Source organism: Streptococcus fermentans (assembly GCF_040888305.1).
Classification (GTDB): domain Bacteria; phylum Bacillota; class Bacilli; order Lactobacillales; family Streptococcaceae; genus Streptococcus; species Streptococcus fermentans.
In genome coordinates this window covers 396,512-421,645 of sequence record NZ_JBFNFG010000001.1, presented here as the reverse complement: position 1 = coordinate 421,645, position 25,134 = coordinate 396,512, and the positions used below count along the sequence as shown (strand labels likewise).

Below are 25,134 nucleotides of genomic sequence, written 5' to 3'. Positions count from 1 at the left end.
TATAACAATTATATCAAAAAAAAGCTAAAAATTCATACTGTATTTATTCATTTTTATGATGGAATTTATAGATTTTTAAATCTTTCATTTTATCAAAATAGTCGCCTACTAAGACGACTACTGTTCATTTATCATAAACGTTCATACAAATCTTGCATTTGTATGTCATCAGGAACCAACTTGAGATAGTGTTGAATCTGTTCTTTTGCTTCTTCAAACCTTCCAAGTTCGCGTAATAGATGAATGTATTGCTCTAAAAACTCAGGATTTTCCTTGAGTTCTGGAACCAATGCCTGATAAGATTCATAGGCAGCATCCAAATCTTCAGTTTCTTGGTAACTCCGTGCAATCATCCACTTAGTCAAGAGATTTTCTGGCTCATATACTTCTAAGGCTAGAATATCCTCATACCTTTCTTGCTCCTGATACATGGTTGCTAGTCGCAAGAGGATTTCTTCTTGGTCTTCCGCATCTTCTTGGGCTTGAAGAAGATAAGCCTCCGCCTGTTCAGGTTGATGCAATTCGTAAGATAATTGTGAAGCAAGGAGTAGTAAACGTGTCTCGAATGGATTTTTTTCCAAACCTTGTTGAGCTATCAGTAAGGCTTGCTCAGTCTGGTGTTCCTTATGTAGAGCCTGACTATAACCATATTCATACCCTTCAAAATCTGGAGAAATAGTATCCAGCTGTTTAAAATATAAAACTGCCTTTTGATATTCCTCTTGATCAAAGTAAAGACTTGCTAATTCAAATGCAGTCTGATCTTCATACTCTAACTCTAAAGCTTTTTCTAAAAACTCTATGGCTGATTCAAACTTTCCAAGTCGAGCATAGGCAGTTCCAATTCGTTGATAGGTCGAAATCCCTGTCTGCTCATATATTTCACGATTATCCAGTTGAGCATAGCCCTTAATCGCTTCTAAATCATTTCCAAGTTCACTATCTAACTCTGCTAACCCAAAAATCAATAAAGGATCATCAGAGTATTTAAGGGCTTCTAAGAGCTTCTCACGAGCTACATCCGTCAATCCTTCCATTTGATAGAAATCAGCCTTTAAAACAAGCGCAGATACATAAGAATCGCTATTGGGTTGAATTTCTTCTAGATAGCCAAACGCTTCTTCAATTTGTCCGTCTTCGCTTGCGATACTAGCTAGATTGAGATTTACTTCTGGAAATATTGGAGCTAGTTTTTCATAGATTTGACGAGCTTGTGGATAAAAACCAATACCTTCTAGATAATAAGCCAGTTCCAGAAGAAGATCATCAGTGTCTTCTACCAATGCTTTTTGAAAATAGTGATCAGCTCTTGTTAAATCTTGCTGATCCAAAGCTTCAAGCATTTTTTGACTATTGCTCACCTTCAACCTCCTCTTCTAACTCATACAGACCACTGACCTTTTTATACCATTCAAAAATCGCTGAAATAACAACTTTTGCTGAAGCATAAACAGGAATTCCTAATAGGACTCCCCAAACACCAAACATAGATCCAGACGTCAACAAAACAAATAGAATCGTGATCGGATGAATGTTGAGTTGACTACCTAAGATCAATGGAGATACAAAACGACCTTCAATTGTCTGCTCTACGATAAAAACGATAATAACTTTCAAGAGCATAACTGGTCCAGCAATTAAACCTAAGACCAGAGCTGGTAGCATGGCAAGGAAACTTCCAAGATAAGGGATAAGATTTAAAACCCCAGCAGTAATTCCAAGAGTCACTGCATATCTCAAACCAATAATCTTAAAGAAAATGATAAACATAATCGCTACGATAACAGCAACAGTAATTTGTCCTCTAACATAGTTAGAAAGTTGTTGGTTCACATCCGTTAGAACCTTACCTACTGGTTCTCTCAATCTATTAGGTAAGAATTGAGTGATATGATCTCTCAAACCTTTTCCATCTCTAAGGAGATAAAAGAGCATAAAGGGCATGATAATCAAAGCAACAATGACTTGTGACGTTCCACTAATAAGAGCACTCACCCAATTCACAGCTTTTGATGAAATATTACTTGCCCAAGCAGTTGCTTGTGTTGAGAATTGAGCCAGAACCTGTTCTAGTTGAGGTCTAAAGTCATCTGGTAACCGCTTAGTTACAAGATCATCAATAACTCTGTCAGCATCTTCGAGATAATTTGGTACATTTTGCGCAAAAATAACTACTTGACGTTGAAGATTTGGAATCGCAACAGCCAGACCAATAATCAAGAGTATGGCAATAATGACAAAAATAATACTAATGGCTAAGACACGATTTATCTTATACTTCTCCATCAAATCCACCAGTGGATTTAAGAGATAAAAAAGTAATCCTGATAAAATAACAGGCAACATAACCACTGATAAAAAATCAACGACAGGGATAAATAAAAAACTAATCTTACTTAAAATAAAAATATTCAAACCTAGTAACAAGGCTACCAAAAAAACTGTAACAGCCTTATTATCTAAAAACCATTTAAAAAACCAAGATAAATTAAAATGTTTCTCTTTTTGTTCCATATCTACTTCCTTTCCTTTGTCCTTTCATTATACCATTTTTATAGGGAATAAACTGTTTTTAAAGTGTTGAGGTGACGATTGAGAACTTTAACAAAGCGACCTTGCTTTTTACTAATTTTATACTTAGATGTTTCATACTTTTTTCACTATTTTCTTCAGGCCTCCCAATTTATGATATAATAGAAACATCTTTATTTAGAGGTATAGCTATGATTGAAACAATTTATTTCGGAACTTACACACGTCGTTTATCCCAAGGGATTTATCAAGCTGATTTTGATACAGAAACTGGGCAACTATCCAATCTTAAACTATTTGCTGCTGAGCCAAGTCCTACCTATCTTGCATTTGATCAAGAAAATCACCTCTACACTGTCGGTAGCAAAGATGGACAAGGTGGAATTGCTGCCTATCAAACAGATGGTACTTTGCTAAATCATGTTGTGACAGAAGGTGCTCCTCACTGCTATGTGGCTGTTGACGAGAAACGTAGCCTAGTATATGGTGCTAACTATCACAAGGGACAAGTTTTGGTCTATAAACGTAAAGAAGATGGTAGTCTAGAATTGGCTGATACAGTTCAGCATAGCGGTCATGGTCCTCATGAAAATCAAGCTTCTCCACATGTACACTTTACAGATTTAACACCAGATCAGTATTTAGTCACTTGCGACTTAGGTACTGATGAGGTTACTACTTATGATGTCAATCCAGAAGGAAAACTAAATAAGCTAACTACCTACAATTGTAGTCCTGGTGCTGGTGCACGTCACCTTGTTTTTCACAACCACTACAAGATTGCTTATCTCATCTGTGAACTCAATAGTACAATTGAAGTTTTGATTTATGATGGTGTTGGTGCATTTGAAAAAATGCAAGTTATTTCTACACTCCCTGAAGGATTTAATGACTTTAATGGAACTGCTGCAATTCGTCTCTCAGAAGATGGAAAATATCTTTACGCATCAAACCGTGGTCACGATTCTATTGTAGTCTACACAATTCTAGCTGATGGCAGTTTAGAATTGTTGGAATTCGTTCCTACAAACGGAAAAACTCCTCGAGATTTTATTCTCTCACCAGACCAAGAATTTCTCATCGCCGTTCACCAGGATTCTGATAATGCAACAGTATTTAAACGCAATCCAGAAACTGGTCGTCTTGCAGAACTTTCCAATGACTTTCACGTACCTGAAGCGGTTTGCGTCACTTTTTAAACATAGAAAAATGGAGGTGGGACAGAAATCGATAGGCAAAGTCTCGATTTCGTAGTCCCAGCCCCGCGAGAATGATTAGGAGCTTTTTGGAGTCTAAAAGACGAATAAAAAGTCAATCAGCTACCACGTCAAAGTTTGATTGCTAATAAAAAGTGAGGTCGGGATCTTTTTGTCCCAACCTCATTTTTTTATAGTTTATTTCCGACATTGATTCGGTTAATAGCACGTTGTAATGCAATCTTAGCACGACGCTCTTGGTCAATCAAGTGTTTGTCTTGTGCTTCTTCAATTTCACGTTCTGCACGAAGTTTGGCACGTTCTGCACGGCTAATATCGATATCACGAGCACGCTCAGCTGAGTCTGCAATGATAGTAATCACATCATTTGCAATCTCGATGATTCCTCCATTTACTGCTATCCAGTTGACATGAGAATCATCATCAATACGTTTGACTTTAACTTCATCAACTGCTAATACCGCAATCATATTTTGATGTCGTGGCAAGATCCCCATCTCACCATCCAGAGTTCGAACTGATACAAAGCTGGCATGGTGATCATAGACGAGGCCATCTGGTGTCACGATCTGGACAGTTAACTGAGCCATAGATCACCTCTTAAAATCCCATTTTTTCAGCCTTAGCAATAACATCTTCGATTGAACCTACTCCACGGAAGGCATCTTCTGGGAGATGATCGTATTTTCCATCAAGAATTTCCTTAAATCCACGAACTGTTTCCGCTACTGGAACATAAGAACCTGGTTGACCAGTAAATTGTTCCGCAACGTTGAAGTTTTGTGAAAGGAAGAACTGAATACGACGGGCACGAGCAACCAAAGTTTTTTCTTCATCAGAAAGTTCATCCATACCAAGGATCGCAATGATATCTTGCAACTCATGGTAACGTTGAAGGACACGTTTAACTTCAGCAGCTACTGCATAATGCTCTTCTCCAACGATTTCAGGCGCTAAAGCACGAGAGCTCGAAGCAAGTGGATCAACGGCTGGGTAGATACCCAATTGAACCAATTTACGTTCCAAGTTGGTTGTAGAATCCAAGTGAGCGAAGGCTGTTGCTGGCGCTGGGTCAGTATAGTCATCCGCTGGCACGTAGATAGCCTGGATAGAGGTTACAGAACCTTTCTTAGTTGAAGTGATACGTTCTTGCAATTGACCCATTTCTGTTGCGAGGGTTGGTTGGTAACCAACGGCTGATGGCATACGACCCAAAAGGGCAGATACTTCTGAACCAGCCTGAGTGAAACGGAAAATATTGTCAATGAAGAGAAGAACGTCTTGACCTTCTACATCACGGAAGTATTCAGCAATTGTCAAACCAGTAAGGGCAACACGCATACGTGCTCCTGGTGGCTCATTCATCTGACCAAATACCATGGCTGTTTTTTCGATAACGCCTGATTCTTTCATTTCCCAGTAAAGGTCATTCCCTTCACGAGTACGTTCCCCAACACCAGTAAATACTGAGATCCCACCGTGTTCTTGGGCAATGTTGTGAATCAATTCTTGGATCAATACGGTCTTACCAACTCCGGCACCACCGAAGAGTCCGACCTTACCACCTTTAAGGTAAGGGGCAAGAAGGTCGATAACCTTGATCCCAGTTTCTAGAATTTCTGAAGAGGTAGACAATTCATCAAAAGTAGGTGCTTTTTTATGAATTGGCTGACGCTCTGCATCTTCTCCAAAAGGAGCTTCCAAGTCAATAGTGTCTCCCAAAACATTGAAGACACGTCCCAAGGTTTCTTTACCTACTGGTACAGAGATTGGACGACCTGTGTCCAATACTTCCATTCCACGAGTCAAACCATCTGTTGATTCCATGGCGATGGTACGAATCATACCATCCCCCAACTCTAAGGCTACTTCAAGGACGATTTTTGTTTTCTTTTCGTCATTTTTGTAGACGACAAGTGCATTGTTAATCTCAGGTAGTTTTTCTCCAGCTGCAAACAAAACGTCTACAACGGGTCCGATAACCTGAGCAATTTTACCTGAACTCATCTCCTTCTCCTATTCTATATAAGATACTGTCGGTTCCTAGCTCAACTAGGTCCTAATACTCTTCGAAAATCAAATTCAAACCACGTCAGCGTCGCCTTACCGTACTCAAGTACAGCCTGCGGCTAGCTTCCTAGTTTGCTCTTTGATTTTCATTGAGTATAAGTTCATTTTCATACGAGCTGGACTAGACCCTATTCTAAGGCACTAGCTCCTGCCACAATTTCTGTGATTTCTTGTGTAATCGCCGCCTGTCTGGCACGGTTATACTGAATTGTCAAATCATTAATCACTTTTTTGGCATTATCAGTCGCTGTTTGCATGGCTGTCATACCAGCAGCATTTTCAGCTGTCTTAGCATCAATAATAGCACCATAAATCATACTTTCTGCAAACTGTGGCAGCAATTGATCCAAGATTTCTTCACGACTTGTTTCAAGCTCGAATGTCAAGCTATAGTTATCATCTGCTTCATTTGGATCCAAGTCCACGATTGGAAGCATCTGTTCTACACGCATTTGACTTGTCAATGTATTCACGTGGTGGTTGTAGCAAACGTAGAGCTCATCAAAAAGTTCATTTTGATACATTTCAATCGTTTTAGAGATAATCTTACGAACTTCGTCAAAGCTCGGTTGACTCGCAAGTCCACGCAATTCATAGATTGGTTGAATACCGCGTGATTTGAAGAAATCTGCTCCCATACCACCAATACAGATAACCTCAAAGTCATCACCTGAAGGATGATATTCTTGCTGGATTTCCATGACTGCTTTCAAGATGGAAGAATTATATCCTCCAACAAGACCACGGTCAGATGTAATGACGATATAGCCTGTTTTCTTGACCGGGCGGCTAATCAACATTGGATTTGTTGATCCGCCAGCACCATCTCCGTGAAGGATATCTGTAACCAACTTACGCACTTTTTGTGCATAAACTTGGAAGTTACGAGCTGCTTCTTCAGAACGACCTAACTTAGCTGCAGAAACCATCTGCATCGCGTTAGTGATTTGACTAGTATTTTTTGTTGAGGCGATTTTTGTTTTAATATCATTTAGAGATACTGCCATCTGACACCTCTATTCTTATTGGAAGCTTGATTGATTGAGAAACTCAGTAATCGCAGCATCCAAGACTGCTTCATCTGGCAAGTCTTTTGTTTCACGAATGGTTTCCAAAATCTCAGGATGCTGAGCATCAAAGAACATATGGAACTCTTCTTCGAAACGAACGATATCGTCTACAGGAATTGTATCCAAGAAACCATGTGTCAAAGCATAGAGAATAGTAACTTGTTTCTCAACAGGTAATGGTTTGTGAACAGGTTGTTTCAATACTTCTACAGTACGACGACCACGATTCAATTTAGCCTGAGTAGCTGCATCCAAGTCAGAACCAAATTTAGTGAAGGCTTCCAGCTCACGGTATGAAGCGAGGTCAATACGGAGTGTACCAGCAACTTTCTTCATAGCTTTAATCTGTGCAGAACCACCAACACGAGACACAGAAGAACCTGCATCAATAGCCGGACGGATACCAGCATTAAAGAGACTATCGCTTAAGAAGATTTGTCCATCTGTAATAGAGATTACGTTTGTAGCGATATAGGCTGAGATATCTCCTGCTTGTGTTTCGATAAATGGAAGAGCTGTGATAGATCCACCACCAAGTTCATCAGAAACTTTAGCAGAACGTTCAAGCAGACGACTGTGAAGGTAGAAGACATCCCCTGGGAAGGCTTCACGACCTGGTGGACGACGGAGCAAGAGAGAAAGTTCACGATAAGCTACCGCTTGTTTAGATAAGTCATCATAAACGATCAAGACATGTTTACCTTGGTACATAAATTCTTCGGCCATAGCAACTCCTGCATAAGGTGCAAGGAAAAGCAATGGTGAAGGTTGTGAAGCTGAAGCTGTCACAACGATTGTGTAATCCAAAGCTCCGTACTGGCGAAGTGTTTCTACTTGTGTACGAACTGTTGATTCTTTTTGACCAATCGCTACATATATACAAATCATATCTTGACCTTTTTGGTTCAAGATAGCATCAATAGCGATGGTTGTTTTCCCTGTTTGACGGTCACCGATAATCAACTCACGTTGACCACGTCCGATTGGAACAAGGGCATCAATAGCTTTCAAACCAGTTTGCAATGGTTCTGATACTGATTTACGTTGCATTACCCCAGGTGCTGGTGCTTCAACTGGACGAGTCTTGTTTGTGTCGATTGGACCAAGCCCATCTACTGGGCGACCAAGTGGATCCACGACACGTCCAATCAAGCTATCACCAACTGGAACTTCCATGATTTTCCCAGTACGACGAATGGTGTCGCCTTCGCGGATATCTGTAAAGTCTCCAAGGATGATAATACCAACATCTGTTGATTCTAAGTTTTGCGCCATACCATAAGAGCCGTTTTCAAAAATCAACAACTCTCCACTCATGGCATTTTCAAGGCCATGAGCACGCGCAATTCCGTCACCAATGTAGGTTACAACACCAGTTTCAGTCACATCAAAATTGGGTTTGAAATTTTCAATTTGTTGCTTAATTAAAGCGCTGATTTCTTGTGCGTTAATTGCCAAAAGAACACCACTTTCTATTTCAAATTTTCCTTAACAACTTTAAGTTGTTGTTTAATACTAACATCAATTGTCTTGTGATTGGCGATAATAACAAAACCACCGATTAAACTATCGTCGATTTCTTCTTTAATGCTACGCACTTTTAAAGACATCTTTTTCTCTACAATAGGAAGTAGACGTTCTTTCTGTTCATCAGTTAGAGGATGAGCAGACATAATCGTTACTTCAAAACGATTCGTTTCTCTCTCAAGACGGTTTAAACAATCTACAATCACATCATAAAAAAGATTTGATCGATGATTATACAACAGAACTTGAATGAAGTTTTGTAATAATGGCGATGCAGAATCTTGGAAATAACTGACTGTTTTTTCCTTGTCAGACTCATCAACATCTACCTGAGCCAAAAAAGAAGGCAAGTCTATTTCTTCAGCGACTTGCTTAATCTGGGTCAAGTCTGAGAAGATAGAATCTTCTTCTCCTTTTTCAATCACCAATTGGACAAAAGGCATGCTGTATTTTTCAATTACCTTTACAGTCTTTTTGTCCATTAAGCTTCTCCTAGCTGATCGATATACTGATCAATGAGTTCTTTATGGGCATGACCGTCAAGGTTTTGTGAGATGATTTTTCCAGCTAAACTAACTGTCAAATCTGCTACCTCACCTTTAACGCTTTGTAAAGCCTCAGCTTTGTTTTGCGCAATTTCTTGGTTGGCTTTTTCTTTTAAGCGGCCTGCTTCAAGTTTAGCTTCGGCTAAAATATCGGCTCTACTTTTCTCTGCAGTTTCCTTTGCATTCTCGATAATCGTTTTAGCTTCGGTACGGCTACCCGCTAACTCAGCTTCACGTTTGTTAGCCAGTTCCTCAGCCTTTTTACGGGCTTCCTCGGCACCATCAATATCTGAAGAAATCTTTTCAGCACGTTCATCCAAGATGCTGGAAATATTTCCCCAAGCATATTTTTTCACTAAAAAGATCAATAAAAGGAAGGAACCAGCGATAAGAATAAAGTCACCGATAATGGTACTAATAGTTAAATCCATCTTCTAATCCTCCTCTACTTACTCTTCCCCTTCATTTATTTTTTTACCAATGTACATAGATGACAACATGGTAAATACATAAGCCTGGATACATGAAATGAAAATTGAGAAGGCTGTCCATAACATGTTTGCGATAAAGGCAAAAGGATACCAATACAAAGCATTTTGTGACAAGGCTAATAGCAATCCAGCTAAGACCTCACCGGCAAAAATATTTCCGTAGATCCGAATCGCCAAGGAAGCAAAATTGGTGAACTCTTCTAAAATGTTCATCGGAGTCATGAAGCCAGGTGTAACAAATGCTCTCAAATATTCTTTAACACCTCTACGACGAACTCCTTCTACATGGGCGATCAAAGTGATCAATAATGAGAGGGATAAATCGTATCCAAGGTTGGCTGTTGGGGAAGTCCACAAGTTATAACCGTTTGTTGTTTGTACTTTTGCCATTAAGCCGATATTATTGGCAACTAAGATAAACAGAAATAGAGAAAACAGAAACAAGGAATAATCCTTGATGTATGATTCTCCAATGTTTGGTTTGGTAAAACCAATCACAAAGTCATAAATCATCTCAAGAGCATTTTGTTTACCCTTTGGACGGATGGTCATTTTACGACTTGCCCAGTAGACAAAGGCAAAAACCATCAAAACAGTTACAAGAGACATAGCAAGCAGGGTCAAATCAAAGGATATTGGTCCAATATTAACGGTTGGATTCAAACTTTCTTCCATGGTTTGACACCTCCATTTCTAAATAGAGTTGTCTATTTAATGACAAATGACATCGCCAAGGTTACAAAGAATGTTCCTTCGATAAAGGCAATCCCCATGATCATCAAACTACGCAATTGTGGGATGATATCTGGTTGGCGTGCTGCAGACTTGAACAAACCGTTCATCAAAAATCCTTCTGCAAGAGATACACCCATACAGGCAAGACATAGACCGAAAAATGTTAAATTCATGACGAATTCTCCTTTTTTAATTAATTTTACTTCCCTAGTTTAGTCCTAAAATTTGCTTTTGTCAACTTTTTACTAGCATTGAAAGCGTTTCTAATCATTTATTTCTATTTTTACTATTTTCAAGACAATTATATAGAAATTTTTAATGTCATTTCATATTTTTTCCTTATCTTTCCTATTTTTCTGAAAAGAAAAAATCCATGTTTCAAAACCTGGATTTACCTTTTCTTATTTGAAATAATATGAATGATGGCTCTGGCAAGCTGGATTAAATTGAGCTTCACAGTATGGACAAGTGCCCGTCTCTGTATACTCCTCATACGTCAGTGTCTGCTTACAGGAGCCACATAAGATGGGCTTATCCAGAGTCAGAGTTAAAGGATAAGGAGAAAATGTGTGCTTTTCTATTGCATTATGACACTGATAACAGGCGTAGTATTTCTTACAGTCATAGCACTGAAGGGCTACGATATCTTTGTCGCTATGGTAATGTACACATCTGCTATCATCATCAACTAGTAATCCCTGAGCTTGAAGCATTGATTTTTCCTTATCTAGGCACGAACTGTGACGCTTGTTCCATCTTCTTTGTAAAGATTAATCAGACCCTCTTTCAGAGCACGGACCATATCACCAGCTTGTACTGGTTGGGGAACCTTGATAGTCAAAAGTTCCATTGGATTTGGTGCACGGTCAATCTTGTTACCTTTGGCATCGTGAAGGTCTTCGATATAAGTTTCAAAATGACGGAAGCCAGGTCCGTAGAACTCAACTTGGTCACCTTCATTGATAACATTACGTTGACGAATAGTTGCAGTTTGTGTTGCCTCATCATAAGCTACTACTTCAGCAACAAACTTGTATTCTGGAATCTTACGACGAGCACCGAAAAGCTGCTCATTTTCAGATGGAGTGCCATAGTAGAATCCCGTAGCCAACTCACGTTGGGCTACCTTCCACATTTCATCAATCAAGTCTTGCTTAATCGCCTCAAACTTTTCAGGGCTTTCAAGGTAAGCATCAACGGCAGCCTTGTAGCAGTTTGTCACTGTTGAAACATAGTGAATGGACTTCATACGGCCTTCAATCTTCAGACTGTCCACACCATTTTCAATCATATCTGGGATATGATCAATCATAGACATATCAACAGCTGACATGGAGAATTCTTCAGGAATTTCTCCCTTGAGGCTCTTACGTTCTTTACCGAATGGCATGTCGTAAAGATCGTATTTCCAACGACAAGATTGTGAACATCCACCACGGTTGGCATCACGCATACTCATGTGGTTAGAAAGGGTACAACGACCAGAGTAGGAGATACACATCGCTCCGTGGACAAAGGCCTCAATCTCCACGTCTGTACGTTTACGAATTTCTGCCAATTCTTCCATGGAAACCTCACGCGCCAATACGACACGAGTCAAGCCAAGTTCTTTCCAGAACTCAAGAGTTTCATAGTTGGTCGCACTAGCTTGGGTTGAAAGGTGGATTTCAAGTCCTGGGGCTTCTGTTGCTGCAATCATAATCAAGGCAGGATCAGAAACGATAACCGCTGCAATACCAATATCACGTAACTTACGGAACCATTCTCCGGCACCTTCTTCATTTCCTTCGTGCATAACCATATTAGCTGCTACATACACTTTAGCGCCATACTTAGCCGCAAACTGAACTCCTTCTTCCATCTGTTCGAAAGTGAAGTTACCCGCACGGCTACGAAGACCATAAGCCTGACCACCGATGAATACTGCATCTGCTCCGTATTGAACTGCTACTTTTAGTTTTTCTAAAGTTCCTGCAGGTGATAGAACCTCAGGACGTTTCAAAGTTTTTGTCATTTTTTCTCCTATTTGCAATATAAAAGTTTGACACCAATCTTAACTATTTTATAGTAAACAGGGTTCAAAATCAAGCCTTGAATGAATGTTTAGACAATTTTAATTTTCAGTTTTAATGGAAGACGTTATTGAATAGTTTCATAATTCCAAGTAGTCCATCCCTTAAAACGAATGGCACCTTGCTGGTTGGTATGGTGAACCTTACTAGTCTTATCTCCCTTTTCTAGCACACTAGCTCGTTCTTGAGTTTTAAAGTTTTTCTTCTGATCTGCTGAAATGATAGTGATTTTTGGATTTAGCATATTGAAACTCTCCAGATCTGATTGACCTTTTGAAGCCGTTTGGCCAGTTATGACAACATCTACTTCTAGATTTGGATATTGCTTAGATAACTCCTTTTCCTTGATATTATTAGCGAAAAGAAAGGTTTGATTTAAGAGTTTTCCATAGAGAATAAAGTCATCCGAATTCTCTCCAGATTTATCTCTGCTTAGATAGCTCACCTCTAATCTACTGCCAAAGATAGATAAGTCTTCTACCTTCTTAATGGATCCTACCTTGACCTTACTAGTCTTCAACTTTTCTATAAAATCCTTTTGCTCTAAAATACCCTCTGGCAATAACACTTCATCTATTTCAAAAGTCTTAGTTAGCTCTCGTAGGTTTCCGAGTTGCTGAGCATCACTAGTAGTTAAAACCAGCTGGTCAATCTTAGACACACCTCGACTTTTCAGATAGGGAATCAAGTTGCGCTGGGCAGTGCTTGATAAAACTTTCTCCTGCCAGACCTCTTTCTTTTCACTCGCTTTCTCCCTTCCAACATCAATCAGGATAGTCTTTCCAGTCATATCCCTCAAAAAAGTACTCCTTCCCTGATTCATAGCTAAAACTGTGATTTCATTTTCCAGTGGGTGCTTGGTTACTAAAAAGAGAGAAGCAATCAACAAAGCTAATAAAGTGAGTCTTTTCAAGTTTTTTCTAAAGTCATAGAGTAATGCCAATCCAATTAAGAGTGCCAGTAAAATCCAAAGACTCGGTTGACCAAAGACAATCGGACGACTTGATAGTTGTGAAACAAAGCGTATGATACTTTCTAACCATTCAAAGAGAAAGTTAAACTGGGTAATAGGATATATCCATGACAAACAAAACAGAATCGATAAAAGTGGCAATAAAACCATGTCAAATAAGAAAGAAAAGACAAAAGTTAGGACAATAGACCAAGGTTGAAATTCAGAAAAATAGAAACATAAAATCGGCAGGATTCCCAAGGAAATAATGAAGCTCTCTCTAGCAACAGCTTTTATACCTTGACCTTCTTTACTAGTCATGGTTAGTATGAAGGCATAGGCGCAGGAAAGAACTCCTCCCGCAGTTAGGAAAAAGTTTGGCATGACTATAAACAAAAGGAGGACTGTCATAGCGAAGTTATCCAAGCCCTTAAAACCATGCTGGGCCAGGATCTTTTGTAGAAGGCTTCTAATCACTGATGCTGAAAATCCTGTCAAGCCTGCATAAAACAAAGAAAATGGATAAGCTAGCCATTTGAATTTCTCTTGTGTCAAACCTAAACGTAAAAGTGACTTCCTAAATGCATCCATAAAGAATCCAACCTGCATTCCAGATAAGGCAAAGAGGTGAATAATTCCTAAACTGGAGTAGAGTTCATTCATTTCCTCAAAGTCTGTGTCCAAGTGCCCTAATAATAGACCTGTCATATAATTGCGCATGGGGTCTGGAAAGTTTCTTTTTATCCAGACAACTGCTTTTCTTCGCAGGCTTGATAGATTTTCCCCTATATCCCAGCTAGATATTTTCCTTGATTCAACAATTTCAGATATGGTCAAGGTCTGATAAATTCCCTGAGTTTTGAGATAGTTTCGATAATCAAATCCAGCAAAATTACTTGCCCCTTGAGGACTAGCTAATTTTCCTTTCACTACCATTTCGTGCAACTCAGATAACTCTTGAAATTTTTCCTTTTCAGCTTCTGACTGGAGTTTATAATATGCTTGAAAGAGTCTACCGTCAGCCTTACCACGAAAGGATAGACTGTCGCCATTCACCTTGATGGTGTCAGGCAATATTCGAACAGTTTCGACAGAAGAAAGCAAGTATTGACTAGCTGCTTCTTGCTGCCATTTTTGAAGTAAAAACCAACTCCCAAATAGTCCACAAATCAGAAGCACCTTTAGTACAACTTTCCAAGGATGTTGGATAAAAAGACAAAATACCAAAAATACAAACCCCAAGAGTGATAGAAAACTAGCTGAAAAGATTGTATAGTAAAGCCAGAGTAAAAGAAAACTGAGATAGATTTTTGGGATAGGAAAGCGACTAATCCACTGTGACATATTCTTTTAGCTTTTCTATTGTTTTGGCACCAATGCCAGAGACCTTCTTGAGCTCATCTACTGACTTGAACTTACCATTAGACTCACGGTGGTCGATGATGTCCTGAGCACGTTTGGCTCCTAATCCCTTAACCTGTTTTAGCTCCTCCAAACTAGCTTTATTGAGATTAACCTTCTTGCTTTCCTTGCTTCCAGTCGCATTTGAATGGGCCTCTTGACTAGTAGTTTCTTCCTTGGTCGGAACATAGACCAGCGCTTCATCACTAATTCTCTGGGCGAGATTAATAGACTTATTATCAGCATTATCTGTTAATCCACCCGCTTTTTGAACAGCATCATTAATCCGACTTCCAACTGGCAAATCATAGATTCCAGGTGATTTGACGGCACCTTTGACATCGACAGTGATTAGATCTTGCTCCACCACTTCTTCCTTCTGATTTTTATCTTCCGTTTCATCCGTCGAATCCTTTGGAACAGTTGTAACTTCTGTTTGCAAGTTTGTTTCCTTGGCAGGTGTTTGACTCGCTGGATTAAGTAGGAAAAATCCACCCAAGACCAAACCCAAACTAGCACAGATAACAATGATTTTGTATTCTTTGATTTTCTCAATAAGTTCTTCCATATTTTCTCCTCTCTTAGCTTATTCGTAAGAGAAAGAAAAAACAGCTGAAAAATCTTTTCAACTGCTTACTTATTTGCAAAATAGTCTTCCTTGGTCAAGATATAATGAACTCTTGTCACGATACGACCTTTTTCATGCTGGTCCATACTAGCATATGGTTCTTCGTGGGAGAAGCGCATGCCTGATTTCTCCATGACCTTGCCTGATGCAGGATTATCCTTATCATGAAGAGCCGTCAACTTATTCATTCCGATTTCTTCAAATGCCAGTTTAATAACAGCACGATTGGCTTCTGTTGTCAAACCTTGATTCCAATATTTTTGATGGATAATGTAACCAATGGATGCCTTCTTAAGAACGATATCCATCTTGTGCAAGTCAATAGTTCCGATAAACTCTCCTGTATTTTTAAGTTCTATTCCCCATCTACCCAAGGGACTGGCCAAGTAAAACTGGGCAATATTATTCTTAGTTTCCTCTAAACTTTGATTAGTTTGAAAAGTGTAGCGCGTATTTTCTTTGTTTGAAGCATACTCAAACATAGCTTCTGCATCGTCAAGTGTTACTGGTCTTAGAACCAAACGTTCAGTTTCAATAATTGGATGCTTAGCTAGTTTGATAAATAGTGATTCCATCATTTCACCTCCCAAAATAGGTTGCTAAAAGAATAACATAAAAGAAATAGGTTTACAAGTTTTTCTTGCAATTTAAAACGGTTTCATATACAATAAAATCATCACAAAAATTCAGAAGAATTATGTGATGCAACAATTGAAACAGCTTAATAGAAAGTGAGTTATCCTATGTTAATTGGAATTCCAAAGGAAATTAAAAATAATGAAAATCGTGTTGCTTTGACACCTGCTGGTGTACAGAGTCTTGTTGGTCGTGGTCACCGTGTCCTCATCGAAACAAATGCTGGACTTGGCTCTGGTTTTTCTGATGCAGACTATGAAAAACAAGGAGCAGAAATTGTCGCAACTCCTGCTGAAGCATGGGCTGCAGAGTTAGTTGTTAAAGTCAAGGAACCCCTTGCTAGTGAGTACCAGTTCTTGCGTGAGGACTTACTTCTCTTTACCTACTTGCACATGGCAGCAGCTCCAGAATTGGCGGATGCTATGCTTGCAGCTAAAACAACTGGTGTTGCTTATGAGACTGTCCGTGATACTCAAGGACAACTCCCTCTATTGGTTCCAATGAGTGAGGTTGCTGGTCGTATGGCAGTCCAAATCGGTGCACACTTCTTGACTAAACAAGCTGGTGGTTCAGGAGTTCTACTCGGTGGTGTTCCTGGTGTTCCAAAAGGAAAAGTAACCATTATCGGTGGTGGTGTCGTTGGAACACATGCAGCTCGTATCGCTCTTGGTTTAGGAGCTCAAGTAACTATTCTTGATATCAGCGCTAAACGCCTCTCTGTACTTGAAGATGTCTTTGGCCACCAAATCCAAACACTCATGTCTAACCCATTTAATATCGAAGCAAGTGTGCGTGAAGCAGACGTTGTTATAGGTGCAGTTTTGATTCCTGGTGCCAAAGCTCCAAAATTGGTGACAGATGAAATGGTACAACAAATGCGTCCTGGTTCTATCATCGTAGACGTTGCTGTAGACCAAGGTGGTGTTATTGCAACAGCTGACCGTGTGACAACCCATGATGAGCCTGTCTATGAAAAACACGGTGTTCTTCACTATGCCGTTGCTAACATTCCTGGAGCAGTTGCTCGCACATCTACGATCGCCCTTACAAATGTTACTCTTCCATATATCGAAGCCTTGGCAGGAAAAGGATTTAAGAAAGCTATTTCTGATGATGCTGGTTTACGTGAAGGAGTTACAACTTATCAAGGTATCCTCACTAGCCAACCAGTTGCTGAAGGTTTAGAACGTGACTTCACACCTATCAGTGAACTTGTCTAATAAGAAATTCAAAAAAAATTAAGAGCAGTTTTTCAACTGCTCTTTTTCTTTATTCTGTTTCTTCTTGATTTTCTTCAGCTTTGACAGGTCGAGGTTCATAGGCTCTAATAATCTGAGCGACTACTGGATGGCGAACCACATCCTTAGCTGAGAAATGTACAAAGTCAATCTGATGAATATTCTTGAGTTTTTCCTGGGCATCAATCAAACCTGACTTTACATTACGCGGCAGGTCAATCTGGCTAATATCCCCATTGACAATCATTTTTGAATTAAATCCAAGACGTGTCAAGAACATCTTCATCTGCATGATGGTTGTATTTTGCGCTTCATCCAAGATAACGAAGGCATCATCCAAGGTACGTCCACGCATATAGGCCAAAGGTGCAATCTCAATAATTTCTCTCTCCATGAGACGAGTTGTTTGGTCTTTCCCTAAGATCTGATATAAAGCATCATAAACTGGACGAAGATAAGGATCAACCTTTTCCTTGAGATCTCCTGGAAGAAATCCTAAGCTCTCCCCTGCTTCTACCGCAGGACGTGTCAAAATGATACGCTTGACTTGCCCACGCTTGAGAGCTGTTACGGCTAAGGTCACTGCTAGGAAGGTTTTACCTGTCCCTGCCGGCCCAATACCAAAGGTGACGTCGTGGTTCTTAACACTGTCAACATAAAGTTTTTGTCCCAGCGTCTTCACACGAATGGGCTTACCAGTATTATCTTTGATAATTTCTTCTTCATAGAGGGCGACAAACTTATCGATTTCATTATTCTTAACCATGGTAATAGCTGTCACTACATCCGGAGTTCCAACGGTCATTCCACGATTGACCAAGACCATCAAGGCTTGAATAACTTGTCGGGCTTCCTCACAAGATGCCTCCTCCCCCAAGACTTGTACAATCTCTGTACGAGCATGGATGATGACACCTAACTCATCCTCCATCAAACGAAGGTGGCGCTCATTAGAACCAAAAAGATGAAATAAATCATCTGGATGACTAAGCTGAATGTCTATTGAATGTTCCTTCAAATAAAGAACCTCTCTAACTCTTTTAATTTTATATAATGTTTCGTTTGCTTTTAGTAGTTAAAAAGTCGATTAGGACCTAGTAAAAGTTAAACTGAATGACTATATTATAGCAAAGAGGCTGAGAAATTACTATTCCCAACCCCATCTAGTATCCTTAATGTTCTAGATATTCTTGCCAAATTCGATCGAAGTCACCCATATTAAAGGAAAAACTAGCATGTTCCTCTAAAAAACGACTGACTTGATCGAAATCATCTGTATGCTTTGGGAAGGCAGACTCATCAAAAGCCAAATCCGCCAAAATTGCTTTGGGACTATTGCTTTTAGGATTGCGTTCGGTCATGAGCCAAGTATAAAATGATTTTCTCATAAGCCTCCTTAAATTAACTCAGTACCAAACTGGTCTTGTTTAATTTTTCCAGCTTTCATTAAACCACCAAGCGCTTTTTTAAACTGACCTTTTGAAATACCAAAGGTAGCCTTGATATCATCTGGCGCTGACTTGTCATTCAGGGTCATGAAGCCACCATTGCTTTCCAAGTAAGTCAAGATCATCTGCGCATCATTTTCCAACATCTCAAAAGAACGTGGTTTTAGAGAAAGGTTAAGAGTACGGTCTACTTCACGGAAACCAATAACACGTACATCTAACACTTGCCCCAAACGTGGCTCTGCGTAACGCTCGCTAGGATGGATAAAGCCCAGCATATTATTTTCAGGTAGATAAACGAAGGTTCCTGATAGCTTGAGACGATAAACGATTGCAGGCCAGTTTTGATTCTGCATGTTATTGTAGGCAGGACGAGCCAATCGTTGGAAATCCTCCTGGTAAGCCAAGATTCCCCAAATACGGTCCTTCTTGTCTACTTCTAGACGAATGTATAGGCGATCGCCTTTTTTTGGCCAAAGTTCTTTAAGCTCAGGAAGAATATCAAGTGACACAACGATTTCTTTGTCTGGTAATCCTGTATCAACAAAAACCCCAAGGTCCTTACGAACCTCTGTTACGGTCCCCCAACCAAATTGGTCCTGAGTTGCAGTCACTTCTGTAGTAGTGAGGCGCAATTTTTGCTTCATGTCTGTATAAGCAAAACCTTTGACAGTATCACCAACTGTATACTGACCTTCTTCTTTAGCTAGGGCATATGTTTGACCATCTTTTTGGACAAAGTAAAAACGGTCATTTTCATCGATGATGAGTCCAACGATAAAACTTGCAAGATTTGTATTCATGTTTCCTTCTTTCGAATAAAACTCAGCCAGCAATGCCAACTGAGTTTTTCTGTTTATTTCTTAGACTTCCAAGATTTCTTTTTCTTTATTAGCAGTCATGTCGTCGATGTGTTTAACAGCATCGTCTGTAGCTTTTTGAATATCTTTTTCAAGAGTCTTCAATTCATCTTCAGTGATTTCTTTAGCTTTTTCTTGTTTCTTAGCTTCATCCATAGCGTCACGTCGGATATTACGGATAGCAACTTTAGCATTTTCACCGACCTTCTTCACTTCTTTAGCAAGGTCACGACGAGTTTCTTCTGTAAGAGCTGGGATAACTAAGCGAATAACAGAACCATCGTTAGCTGGTGTGATACCAAGGTCTGAAGCGTTCAAGGCACGTTCGATATCTTTCAAAGATGATTTGTCAAATGGTGTTACCAACAAGACACGCGCTTCTGGGATTGTGATAGAAGCAATTTGATTAAGTGGTGTTTCAACACCATAGTACTCAACGTGAATGCGGTCAAGCAAGCTAGCGTTAGCACGGCCGGCACGAATACTTCCAAACTCACGAGCAAGTGAGTGGTGAGATTGGGTCATTCTCTCTTTTGCTTTTTCTACGATTGCGTTTGCCATAATGATTTCTTATTCCTTTTCTTCGATATTATTTGAAACTGTAGTTCCGATATTTTCACCAAATACAACACGTTTAATATTTCCTGGTTGATTCATGTTGAAAACTACCAAGTCAATATCATTATCCATTGAAAGTGTTGAAGCAGTTGAGTCCATGATACGGAGACCTTTATTGATTACGTCACGGTGAGTCAACTCTTCAAATTTAACGGCTGTCTTATCTTTTTTAGGATCAGCATTGTAGACACCGTCGACACCATTCTTAGCCATCAAGATAGCATCCGCTTCAATCTCAGCTGCACGAAGGGCCGCTGTTGTATCTGTTGAGAAGTATGGTGATCCGATTCCAGCACCAAAGATAACAATACGTCCTTTTTCAAGATGGCGAAGGGCACGTCCACGAACGTAAGGTTCTGCTACTTGTTGCATGGCAATGGCTGTTTGAACACGTGTATCCACACCAACTTGTTGCAATGAATCTGCCATCACAAGAGCATTCATAACTGTTCCAAGCATTCCTGTGTAGTCTGCCTGAACACGATCCATTCCAGCTTCTGCAGCAGGTTCTCCACGCCAGAGATTTCCTCCACCAATAACGAGGGCAATCTCAATACCTAAGTTATGTACTTCTTGAATTTCTTGAGCCATTGCTTGAACTGTTTTGATATCAATTCCGACACCACGTTCGCCAGCAAGGGCCTCACCTGATAACTTAATCAAAATACGTTTATATTTGGGTTCCACCTGACTTCGCTCCTTTATTTTATTCAAACTATTTTATCACATTTTTTGAGAATTTTATAGTCTCATGAGTTATTCTTTGGAAAATTTTAAACGGATAAATAGTTTTCCAAATCAGCCAAGGCACGCTCTGCAATTTTTTCATAACGAGCCTTCTTATCACGAATGCGGTCGCCTTCCAATTCCTTGATAATTCCGAAATTGACGTTCATTGGTTGGAAGTGTTTACTGTCAGCATGGGTGATGTAATGAGCTAGACTTCCAATTGCTGTTGTCTCTGGGAAAATAGCCTCGCTTTCGCCCTTGAAAAGGCGAGCTGCGTTAATACCAGCTACTAGACCTGATGCCGCTGATTCAACATAGCCTTCCACACCCGTCATCTGACCTGCAAAGAAGAGATTTGGTTGTTTCTTAGAACGGTATGTTTGCTCAAGAAGATTTGGTGAATCCATGTAAGAATTACGGTGCATAACTCCGTAACGAACAAACTCCGCATTTTCAAGACCTGGAATCATTTGGAAGACACGCTTTTGCTCTCCCCATTTGAGGTGAGTTTGGAATCCAACGATATTATAGAGACTACCTGCCGCATTATCCTGACGAAGCTGTACAACCGCATAAGGTGTTTTAAATTCTCCATCACGAGGTCCTGTATAATCATCTGGATACTCAAGACCGACTGGCTTCATTGGACCATAAAGCATGGTTTTAATGCCACGTTTGGCCATGACTTCGATTGGCATACATCCTTCAAAATACTTTTCTTTTTCAAAAGAATTTAACGGAGCTTCTTCCGCATTTACCAAGGCTTCATGGAAATCCATAAATTCTTGTTTAGTCATAGGAGCGTTGAGATAGGCTGCTTCTCCCTTATCATAACGAGATTTGAGATAAACCTTGTTCATATCAATGGTGTTGACATCGATAATAGGCGCTGCAGCATCGTAGAAATAAAAGCCATCTCCTCCGTTGAGGGCATGAATCTTTTCAGCCAAGGCATCGCTAGTCAAAGGACCAGTTGCCACAACTGTGATAACATCTGTCGGCAATTCTGTAATTTCGTCACGAACGACCTCAATCAAGGGATGGTTGGCAATTTTTTCAGTGACCATTTGGGAGAAACCATCACGATCAACTGCAAGGGCTCCACCAGCAGGAACACGAGTTGCTTCAGCAGATTCCAAGATGACAGAACCCAAGCGACGCATTTCTTCCTTGAGAAGACCTACAGCATTTGTCAGAGCATCTCCACGTAGTGAGTTCGAACAAACTAACTCGGCAAAATTGTCTGTTTTGTGCTGAGGAGTTGACTTGACACCACGCATTTCATAAAGTTTAACTGGAATACCACGCTCTGCGATTTGGTAGGCTGCTTCAGAACCTGCCAAACCAGCACCGATAACATTGATATAAGATTGAGACACGACACTAATACCTCTTTGGGAGAAACTTAAGTTCATTACAGAACAAGTCACTAGACTGTTTGACACCCACAAATCTTTCTATTTTTTTCTTCTTCTAGTATAACAAAAAAAGGGAAGAAGGCAAACTTCCCTGTTTAGTCATTAGATTGATTGTCTTCCCATTCGTGGTAGGCAGCGTAGAGCTGGCTTTTATTCCACTGATAAATCTTCGCAACTTCCTTAATGGCTTGATTTTTTTTGACACCTTGCTGGATACGCTCTTGAATTTCTATGAACAAGTCATTCTCATCCTTAACCTCTACATCCTGACTAGCACCTTCTACAATGAGAAGGCATTCACCCTTGAGCGGTGTTTCAGCGATACTTTCCAGTAATTCAGAAATTGTACCTCTTTGGTATTCTTCATAGATTTTAGTCAATTCCCTGACCAAGGCAACCGAACGGTCGCCGTAGACTTCTAGCATATTTTCTAGCGTATCTGCAACACGATGAGGCGATTCGTAGAAAATCTGAGTCTCAGGATAAGCTTTTTTTGCTTCAAAAAATTGCTTCTGCTGTCCAGATTTTCGTGGTAAGAATCCATAAAAAGTGTGGGGCTGTGGTGCCAAGCCGCTGGCAATCAAGGCAGAAATCCCAGCACTAGCTCCTGGAACTGTGACAACCGAGATGTCTTCTTCAATAGCAGCCTTGACCAAATCATGACCTGGGTCAGAAATACTAGGCAACCCCGCATCAGATACTTGAGCAAGATTTTGACCTTGTTTCAGCAAACCAATCAAATCAGGAATTTTTTCCTTGGCATTATGCTCATGAAAACTGACTTGTTTGGTTGAAATTTCAAAATGTTTGATCAAAAGTCCAGTATTACGAGTATCTTCAGCCGCAATCCAGTCGACCTCCTTTAGGGTCTGAATAGCGCGGAAAGTCATATCTTCTAGATTACCAATCGGCGTTGCGACTAGATAAAGCTTGCCATAGGGAGATTGTCCCTTAAAACTCTTTTGAATCTGCATACTTACTCCCTAAATAACAGTTCATCACAGAACATACATTCTGCATCCTGCTCTCGACGTTGGCCATAAAAGTCACGACAAACATGAAAACCGTCCTCATAAATGCGACGAACATTTTCCCTCACATGTTTAGTTTTGGATGGAGCTGTCTCCTCAACTTCTCCCAATCGTTCTCTCAGTTTATCATTTTCTAAACGAAGAGCTGTATTTTCCTCTACCAGACTCTTGAGATTTTTCTTGATAGCTTCGACGTCTGCCAAGGTTACCAACAATTGCTGTGAAAAGTCATCTAAAGCATCAAATAATTCTTTTTTATTCATTACAGCCCTTTCTATAATCTATCTTTACTTTAAATTTTTTTGTAAAACCAGGTATTCCAAAGCGTTTTGAAAGCTAACATTGGCCCGCCACATTTTACGAGTTTGGACGAGATTTTGCAAAATATTTCGAGCTGAAACATTGAGAATCTCTTGACCAGCTAGTACCTCTAAAATCCTGAGCACTTGATCTTGCTTTTCTTTATCATCAGCCAAACTCGTTAATTTTGCAACTTGCAAATAGGATTCTTTTTTATGGGCTATAAGCCAAGAAAAGAGGCGTTCACTTTCATCTACTAGTGTCCAAAATCCTGCTTGATGGACGAGCTTATCAGCCTCTGCCTGAGATTGACTAAACTGAGCCAATAGCTTAGCTTTATTTTTTACTAAACCAGCCTCTTCAAGCTGTGACATTAAAGTAGAGACTTGCTTCTTAAATTGGAAAATCTGTGTCCGACTTCGAATCGTTGGTAACATCTGTTCCTCATCATCAGTCAAAAAGAAAATGTAGATTTCGCTCTGTGGTTCTTCAATAACCTTCAAGAGTGAATTTGCAGCATTCACATGCATTTTTTCTGCTTGCTCGATAATAAAGACCTGACGTTGATTTTCAATACCAGACTGGGAAAATTGACCAACTAATTCTCGAATACGCTCCGTCTTAATGACTTGATTCAGAGGTTTAATTATGGTCACATCAGGAAACTCTTCCTGCTCAATCAATTTACAATTCCGACATTTTTCACAAGGAAAAATACCAGTTTTTTCACTACAAAAGAGACTTTTAGACAAGAAAAGGGCCATCTCTAAACTTCCAAAATTACCTGAAAAGAGATAGGCGTGATTGAGCTGCCCTTGCTCCAAGATATGGACAAAACGTTCAAATTGTAGAGGTTGACAAGCTCTTAATTGCTCTTGCTTCATCTCCTTAATCCCATCCTATCAAAAAGTAGCTGTTGCGTATTTTCAATCACTTGATCAAGTGGTAGGCTAGCATCGATTTTTTCGATGCGATTTCCTTCTCTTTCAATAAGAGAAAGGTAACCTTGACGAACTTTTCGGTGTAGATCCAGACCTTCCATGTCCAAACGATTGACTTCCCGATTACTGTTGGCAGCAATACGTGCCAGTCCCTCTTCGACCTCAATGTCAAAATAAAGAGTCAAATCAGGTTTTAGTCCATCTGTCGCAAACTGATTAAGCCAATCAATGGCATCGATATCTAAACCACGCCCAAAGCCCTGATAAGCAACAGAACTATCGATAAAGCGATCCATGATAACCAGTTTTCCAGCTGCAAGTGCTGGTAAGACCTTTTCCACCAAGTGTTGTCGACGACTAGCAATATAGAGGAGAAGCTCAGTCTTAGGATCCATTTCAGTATGACTAGGATCTAGGATAACTTCGCGAATTTTTTCTCCAATTAAGACCCCACCTGGTTCGCGCGTTGTTAAAACTTCTACTCCCCTATCCTCTAATACAGGGATTAGGGCTTCAAGAACGCTTGTTTTTCCTGCTCCCTCTGGTCCCTCAAGAGAGACTAAAAATCCTTTTGACATGACTGACTCATTTCTATTTTTCTCTCTTCTATTCTATCAAAAAAATGGGGATTTGTGAAAAGCTTTTTTCATTTTCTACTTTGTAAGAAAAAAAGAG

Annotated in this window: 27 protein-coding genes; 2 read left to right on the top strand and 25 right to left on the bottom strand. The window is 39.8% G+C overall.

The window, feature by feature from the left end:
* Positions 1–131: 131 nt before the first annotated feature.
* Together AB2B50_RS02025 and AB2B50_RS02020 are read right to left on the bottom strand one after the other, a co-directional pair.
* Complete coding sequence (locus AB2B50_RS02025; protein ID WP_320692125.1) at positions 132–1,361, bottom strand: tetratricopeptide repeat protein; 1,230 nt, start codon at positions 1,359–1,361, stop codon at positions 132–134.
* On the bottom strand, positions 1,351–2,514 hold the full coding sequence (locus tag AB2B50_RS02020) for an AI-2E family transporter (RefSeq protein WP_320692126.1): 1,164 nt from the start codon (positions 2,512–2,514) through the stop codon (positions 1,351–1,353). The genes AB2B50_RS02025 and AB2B50_RS02020 overlap by 11 nt, the downstream gene beginning before the upstream one ends.
* A gap of 209 nt (positions 2,515–2,723) precedes the next feature.
* On the opposite strand from AB2B50_RS02020, the gene AB2B50_RS02015 reads away from it, so the two are divergent.
* Complete coding sequence (locus AB2B50_RS02015; protein WP_320692127.1) at positions 2,724–3,731, top strand: lactonase family protein; 1,008 nt, start codon at positions 2,724–2,726, stop codon at positions 3,729–3,731.
* 188 nt (positions 3,732–3,919) lie between these two features.
* Here AB2B50_RS02015 and AB2B50_RS02010 read toward each other — a convergent pair whose 3' ends face one another.
* The 13 genes from AB2B50_RS02010 to AB2B50_RS01950 all read right to left on the bottom strand — a co-directional run bounded on the left by AB2B50_RS02010 (position 3,920) and on the right by AB2B50_RS01950 (position 15,815).
* Positions 3,920–4,339 carry a F0F1 ATP synthase subunit epsilon gene (locus tag AB2B50_RS02010; RefSeq protein ID WP_049503620.1) on the bottom strand — a complete coding sequence of 140 codons (420 nt, stop codon included), beginning with the start codon at positions 4,337–4,339 and terminating at the stop codon, positions 3,920–3,922.
* Positions 4,340–4,349: 10 nt separating this feature from the next.
* On the bottom strand, positions 4,350–5,756 hold the full coding sequence (gene atpD / locus AB2B50_RS02005; RefSeq protein WP_254725727.1) for a F0F1 ATP synthase subunit beta: 1,407 nt from the start codon (positions 5,754–5,756) through the stop codon (positions 4,350–4,352).
* Positions 5,757–5,947: 191 nt separating this feature from the next.
* The gene (locus AB2B50_RS02000; protein ID WP_070461030.1) at positions 5,948–6,826 is read right to left on the bottom strand and encodes a F0F1 ATP synthase subunit gamma; all 879 of its coding nucleotides are present in this window, start codon (positions 6,824–6,826) and stop codon (positions 5,948–5,950) included.
* 15 nt (positions 6,827–6,841) lie between these two features.
* Positions 6,842–8,347, bottom strand: a complete 1,506-nt coding sequence (gene atpA, locus AB2B50_RS01995; RefSeq protein WP_016465716.1) for a F0F1 ATP synthase subunit alpha — start codon at positions 8,345–8,347, stop codon at positions 6,842–6,844.
* Positions 8,348–8,361: 14 nt separating this feature from the next.
* The gene (locus AB2B50_RS01990) at positions 8,362–8,898 is read right to left on the bottom strand and encodes a F0F1 ATP synthase subunit delta (RefSeq protein ID WP_320692128.1); all 537 of its coding nucleotides are present in this window, start codon (positions 8,896–8,898) and stop codon (positions 8,362–8,364) included.
* Positions 8,898–9,392, bottom strand: coding sequence for a F0F1 ATP synthase subunit B (gene atpF, locus AB2B50_RS01985; protein ID WP_070461027.1), 495 nt, complete (start codon positions 9,390–9,392; stop codon positions 8,898–8,900). The genes AB2B50_RS01990 and atpF overlap by 1 nt, the downstream gene beginning before the upstream one ends.
* An 18-nt stretch (positions 9,393–9,410) precedes the next feature.
* Positions 9,411–10,127 (bottom strand): F0F1 ATP synthase subunit A, encoded by a 717-nt coding sequence (gene atpB / locus AB2B50_RS01980; protein ID WP_060955849.1) that lies wholly within the window; start codon positions 10,125–10,127, stop codon positions 9,411–9,413.
* Positions 10,128–10,159: 32 nt separating this feature from the next.
* Positions 10,160–10,360 carry a F0F1 ATP synthase subunit C gene (locus AB2B50_RS01975; protein ID WP_001054551.1) on the bottom strand — a complete coding sequence of 67 codons (201 nt, stop codon included), beginning with the start codon at positions 10,358–10,360 and terminating at the stop codon, positions 10,160–10,162.
* Between the two features lie 228 nt (positions 10,361–10,588).
* Positions 10,589–10,900: a CHY zinc finger protein gene (locus tag AB2B50_RS01970; RefSeq protein ID WP_320692129.1), complete on the bottom strand. Its 312-nt coding sequence runs from the start codon at positions 10,898–10,900 to the stop codon at positions 10,589–10,591.
* A 14-nt stretch (positions 10,901–10,914) separates the two neighbouring features.
* On the bottom strand, positions 10,915–12,201 hold the full coding sequence (locus AB2B50_RS01965; protein ID WP_320692130.1) for a peptidase U32 family protein: 1,287 nt from the start codon (positions 12,199–12,201) through the stop codon (positions 10,915–10,917).
* Positions 12,202–12,326: 125 nt separating this feature from the next.
* Positions 12,327–14,555: a ComEC/Rec2 family competence protein gene (locus AB2B50_RS01960; protein WP_320692131.1), complete on the bottom strand. Its 2,229-nt coding sequence runs from the start codon at positions 14,553–14,555 to the stop codon at positions 12,327–12,329.
* Positions 14,539–15,180, bottom strand: coding sequence for a helix-hairpin-helix domain-containing protein (locus tag AB2B50_RS01955; protein WP_320692132.1), 642 nt, complete (start codon positions 15,178–15,180; stop codon positions 14,539–14,541). The genes AB2B50_RS01960 and AB2B50_RS01955 overlap by 17 nt, the downstream gene beginning before the upstream one ends.
* A 65-nt stretch (positions 15,181–15,245) precedes the next feature.
* Complete coding sequence (locus AB2B50_RS01950; RefSeq protein WP_320692304.1) at positions 15,246–15,815, bottom strand: GNAT family N-acetyltransferase; 570 nt, start codon at positions 15,813–15,815, stop codon at positions 15,246–15,248.
* A gap of 168 nt (positions 15,816–15,983) precedes the next feature.
* Here AB2B50_RS01950 and ald point away from each other — a divergent pair, with 168 nt between their 5' ends.
* Positions 15,984–17,096, top strand: a complete 1,113-nt coding sequence (gene ald, locus AB2B50_RS01945) for an alanine dehydrogenase (protein WP_320692133.1) — start codon at positions 15,984–15,986, stop codon at positions 17,094–17,096.
* Between the two features lie 49 nt (positions 17,097–17,145).
* Here the strand turns inward: ald and AB2B50_RS01940 are convergent, their stop codons facing one another.
* The 10 genes from AB2B50_RS01940 to tmk all read right to left on the bottom strand — a co-directional run bounded on the left by AB2B50_RS01940 (position 17,146) and on the right by tmk (position 25,037).
* A complete protein-coding gene (locus AB2B50_RS01940) occupies positions 17,146–18,132 on the bottom strand; it encodes a PhoH family protein (RefSeq protein WP_320692134.1) in 987 nt (328 codons plus the stop codon).
* Between the two features lie 154 nt (positions 18,133–18,286).
* Positions 18,287–18,502 (bottom strand): YozE family protein, encoded by a 216-nt coding sequence (locus AB2B50_RS01935; protein WP_320692135.1) that lies wholly within the window; start codon positions 18,500–18,502, stop codon positions 18,287–18,289.
* 8 nt (positions 18,503–18,510) lie between these two features.
* Complete coding sequence (gene cvfB, locus AB2B50_RS01930; RefSeq protein ID WP_320692136.1) at positions 18,511–19,365, bottom strand: RNA-binding virulence regulatory protein CvfB; 855 nt, start codon at positions 19,363–19,365, stop codon at positions 18,511–18,513.
* Positions 19,366–19,425: 60 nt separating this feature from the next.
* Positions 19,426–19,983: a ribosome recycling factor gene (gene frr, locus AB2B50_RS01925; protein ID WP_049529475.1), complete on the bottom strand. Its 558-nt coding sequence runs from the start codon at positions 19,981–19,983 to the stop codon at positions 19,426–19,428.
* 9 nt (positions 19,984–19,992) lie between these two features.
* Complete coding sequence (pyrH, locus tag AB2B50_RS01920) at positions 19,993–20,727, bottom strand: UMP kinase (RefSeq protein ID WP_000433488.1); 735 nt, start codon at positions 20,725–20,727, stop codon at positions 19,993–19,995.
* 86 nt (positions 20,728–20,813) lie between these two features.
* Positions 20,814–22,148 (bottom strand): methylenetetrahydrofolate--tRNA-(uracil(54)-C(5))-methyltransferase (FADH(2)-oxidizing) TrmFO, encoded by a 1,335-nt coding sequence (trmFO, locus tag AB2B50_RS01915; protein ID WP_320692137.1) that lies wholly within the window; start codon positions 22,146–22,148, stop codon positions 20,814–20,816.
* Between the two features lie 134 nt (positions 22,149–22,282).
* Positions 22,283–23,161 carry a 16S rRNA (cytidine(1402)-2'-O)-methyltransferase gene (gene rsmI / locus AB2B50_RS01910; protein WP_320692138.1) on the bottom strand — a complete coding sequence of 293 codons (879 nt, stop codon included), beginning with the start codon at positions 23,159–23,161 and terminating at the stop codon, positions 22,283–22,285.
* Between the two features lie 2 nt (positions 23,162–23,163).
* Entirely contained in the window at positions 23,164–23,481 is a 318-nt protein-coding gene (yabA, locus tag AB2B50_RS01905) for a DNA replication initiation control protein YabA (RefSeq protein ID WP_248034887.1), read from the bottom strand.
* A 24-nt stretch (positions 23,482–23,505) separates the two neighbouring features.
* Positions 23,506–24,402 carry a DNA polymerase III subunit delta' gene (locus AB2B50_RS01900; RefSeq protein WP_320692139.1) on the bottom strand — a complete coding sequence of 299 codons (897 nt, stop codon included), beginning with the start codon at positions 24,400–24,402 and terminating at the stop codon, positions 23,506–23,508.
* Positions 24,399–25,037: a dTMP kinase gene (tmk, locus tag AB2B50_RS01895; protein ID WP_045763718.1), complete on the bottom strand. Its 639-nt coding sequence runs from the start codon at positions 25,035–25,037 to the stop codon at positions 24,399–24,401. Before tmk ends, AB2B50_RS01900 begins: the two co-directional genes overlap by 4 nt.
* Positions 25,038–25,134: the final 97 nt, after the last annotated feature.

Excerpts from the sequence above, each read along its gene's own strand:
- AB2B50_RS02020 (WP_320692126.1), bottom strand. The coding sequence starts at position 2,514 with ATGGAACAAAAAGAGAAACATTTTAATTTATCTTGGTTTTTTAAATGG.
- AB2B50_RS02015 (WP_320692127.1), top strand. The coding sequence starts at position 2,724 with ATGATTGAAACAATTTATTTCGGAACTTACACACGTCGTTTATCCCAA.
- AB2B50_RS02010 (WP_049503620.1), bottom strand. The coding sequence starts at position 4,339 with ATGGCTCAGTTAACTGTCCAGATCGTGACACCAGATGGCCTCGTCTAT.
- atpD (WP_254725727.1), bottom strand. The coding sequence starts at position 5,756 with ATGAGTTCAGGTAAAATTGCTCAGGTTATCGGACCCGTTGTAGACGTT.
- AB2B50_RS02000 (WP_070461030.1), bottom strand. The coding sequence starts at position 6,826 with ATGGCAGTATCTCTAAATGATATTAAAACAAAAATCGCCTCAACAAAA.
- AB2B50_RS01990 (WP_320692128.1), bottom strand. The coding sequence starts at position 8,898 with ATGGACAAAAAGACTGTAAAGGTAATTGAAAAATACAGCATGCCTTTT.
- atpF (WP_070461027.1), bottom strand. The coding sequence starts at position 9,392 with ATGGATTTAACTATTAGTACCATTATCGGTGACTTTATTCTTATCGCT.
- atpB (WP_060955849.1), bottom strand. The coding sequence starts at position 10,127 with ATGGAAGAAAGTTTGAATCCAACCGTTAATATTGGACCAATATCCTTT.
- AB2B50_RS01975 (WP_001054551.1), bottom strand. The coding sequence starts at position 10,360 with ATGAATTTAACATTTTTCGGTCTATGTCTTGCCTGTATGGGTGTATCT.
- AB2B50_RS01970 (WP_320692129.1), bottom strand. The coding sequence starts at position 10,900 with ATGCTTCAAGCTCAGGGATTACTAGTTGATGATGATAGCAGATGTGTA.
- AB2B50_RS01965 (WP_320692130.1), bottom strand. The coding sequence starts at position 12,201 with ATGACAAAAACTTTGAAACGTCCTGAGGTTCTATCACCTGCAGGAACT.
- AB2B50_RS01960 (WP_320692131.1), bottom strand. The coding sequence starts at position 14,555 with ATGTCACAGTGGATTAGTCGCTTTCCTATCCCAAAAATCTATCTCAGT.
- AB2B50_RS01955 (WP_320692132.1), bottom strand. The coding sequence starts at position 15,180 with ATGGAAGAACTTATTGAGAAAATCAAAGAATACAAAATCATTGTTATC.
- AB2B50_RS01950 (WP_320692304.1), bottom strand. The coding sequence starts at position 15,815 with ATGGAATCACTATTTATCAAACTAGCTAAGCATCCAATTATTGAAACT.
- ald (WP_320692133.1), top strand. The coding sequence starts at position 15,984 with ATGTTAATTGGAATTCCAAAGGAAATTAAAAATAATGAAAATCGTGTT.
- AB2B50_RS01935 (WP_320692135.1), bottom strand. The coding sequence starts at position 18,502 with ATGAGAAAATCATTTTATACTTGGCTCATGACCGAACGCAATCCTAAA.
- cvfB (WP_320692136.1), bottom strand. The coding sequence starts at position 19,365 with ATGAATACAAATCTTGCAAGTTTTATCGTTGGACTCATCATCGATGAA.
- frr (WP_049529475.1), bottom strand. The coding sequence starts at position 19,983 with ATGGCAAACGCAATCGTAGAAAAAGCAAAAGAGAGAATGACCCAATCT.
- rsmI (WP_320692138.1), bottom strand. The coding sequence starts at position 23,161 with ATGCAGATTCAAAAGAGTTTTAAGGGACAATCTCCCTATGGCAAGCTT.
- yabA (WP_248034887.1), bottom strand. The coding sequence starts at position 23,481 with ATGAATAAAAAAGAATTATTTGATGCTTTAGATGACTTTTCACAGCAA.
- AB2B50_RS01900 (WP_320692139.1), bottom strand. The coding sequence starts at position 24,402 with ATGAAGCAAGAGCAATTAAGAGCTTGTCAACCTCTACAATTTGAACGT.
- tmk (WP_045763718.1), bottom strand. The coding sequence starts at position 25,037 with ATGTCAAAAGGATTTTTAGTCTCTCTTGAGGGACCAGAGGGAGCAGGA.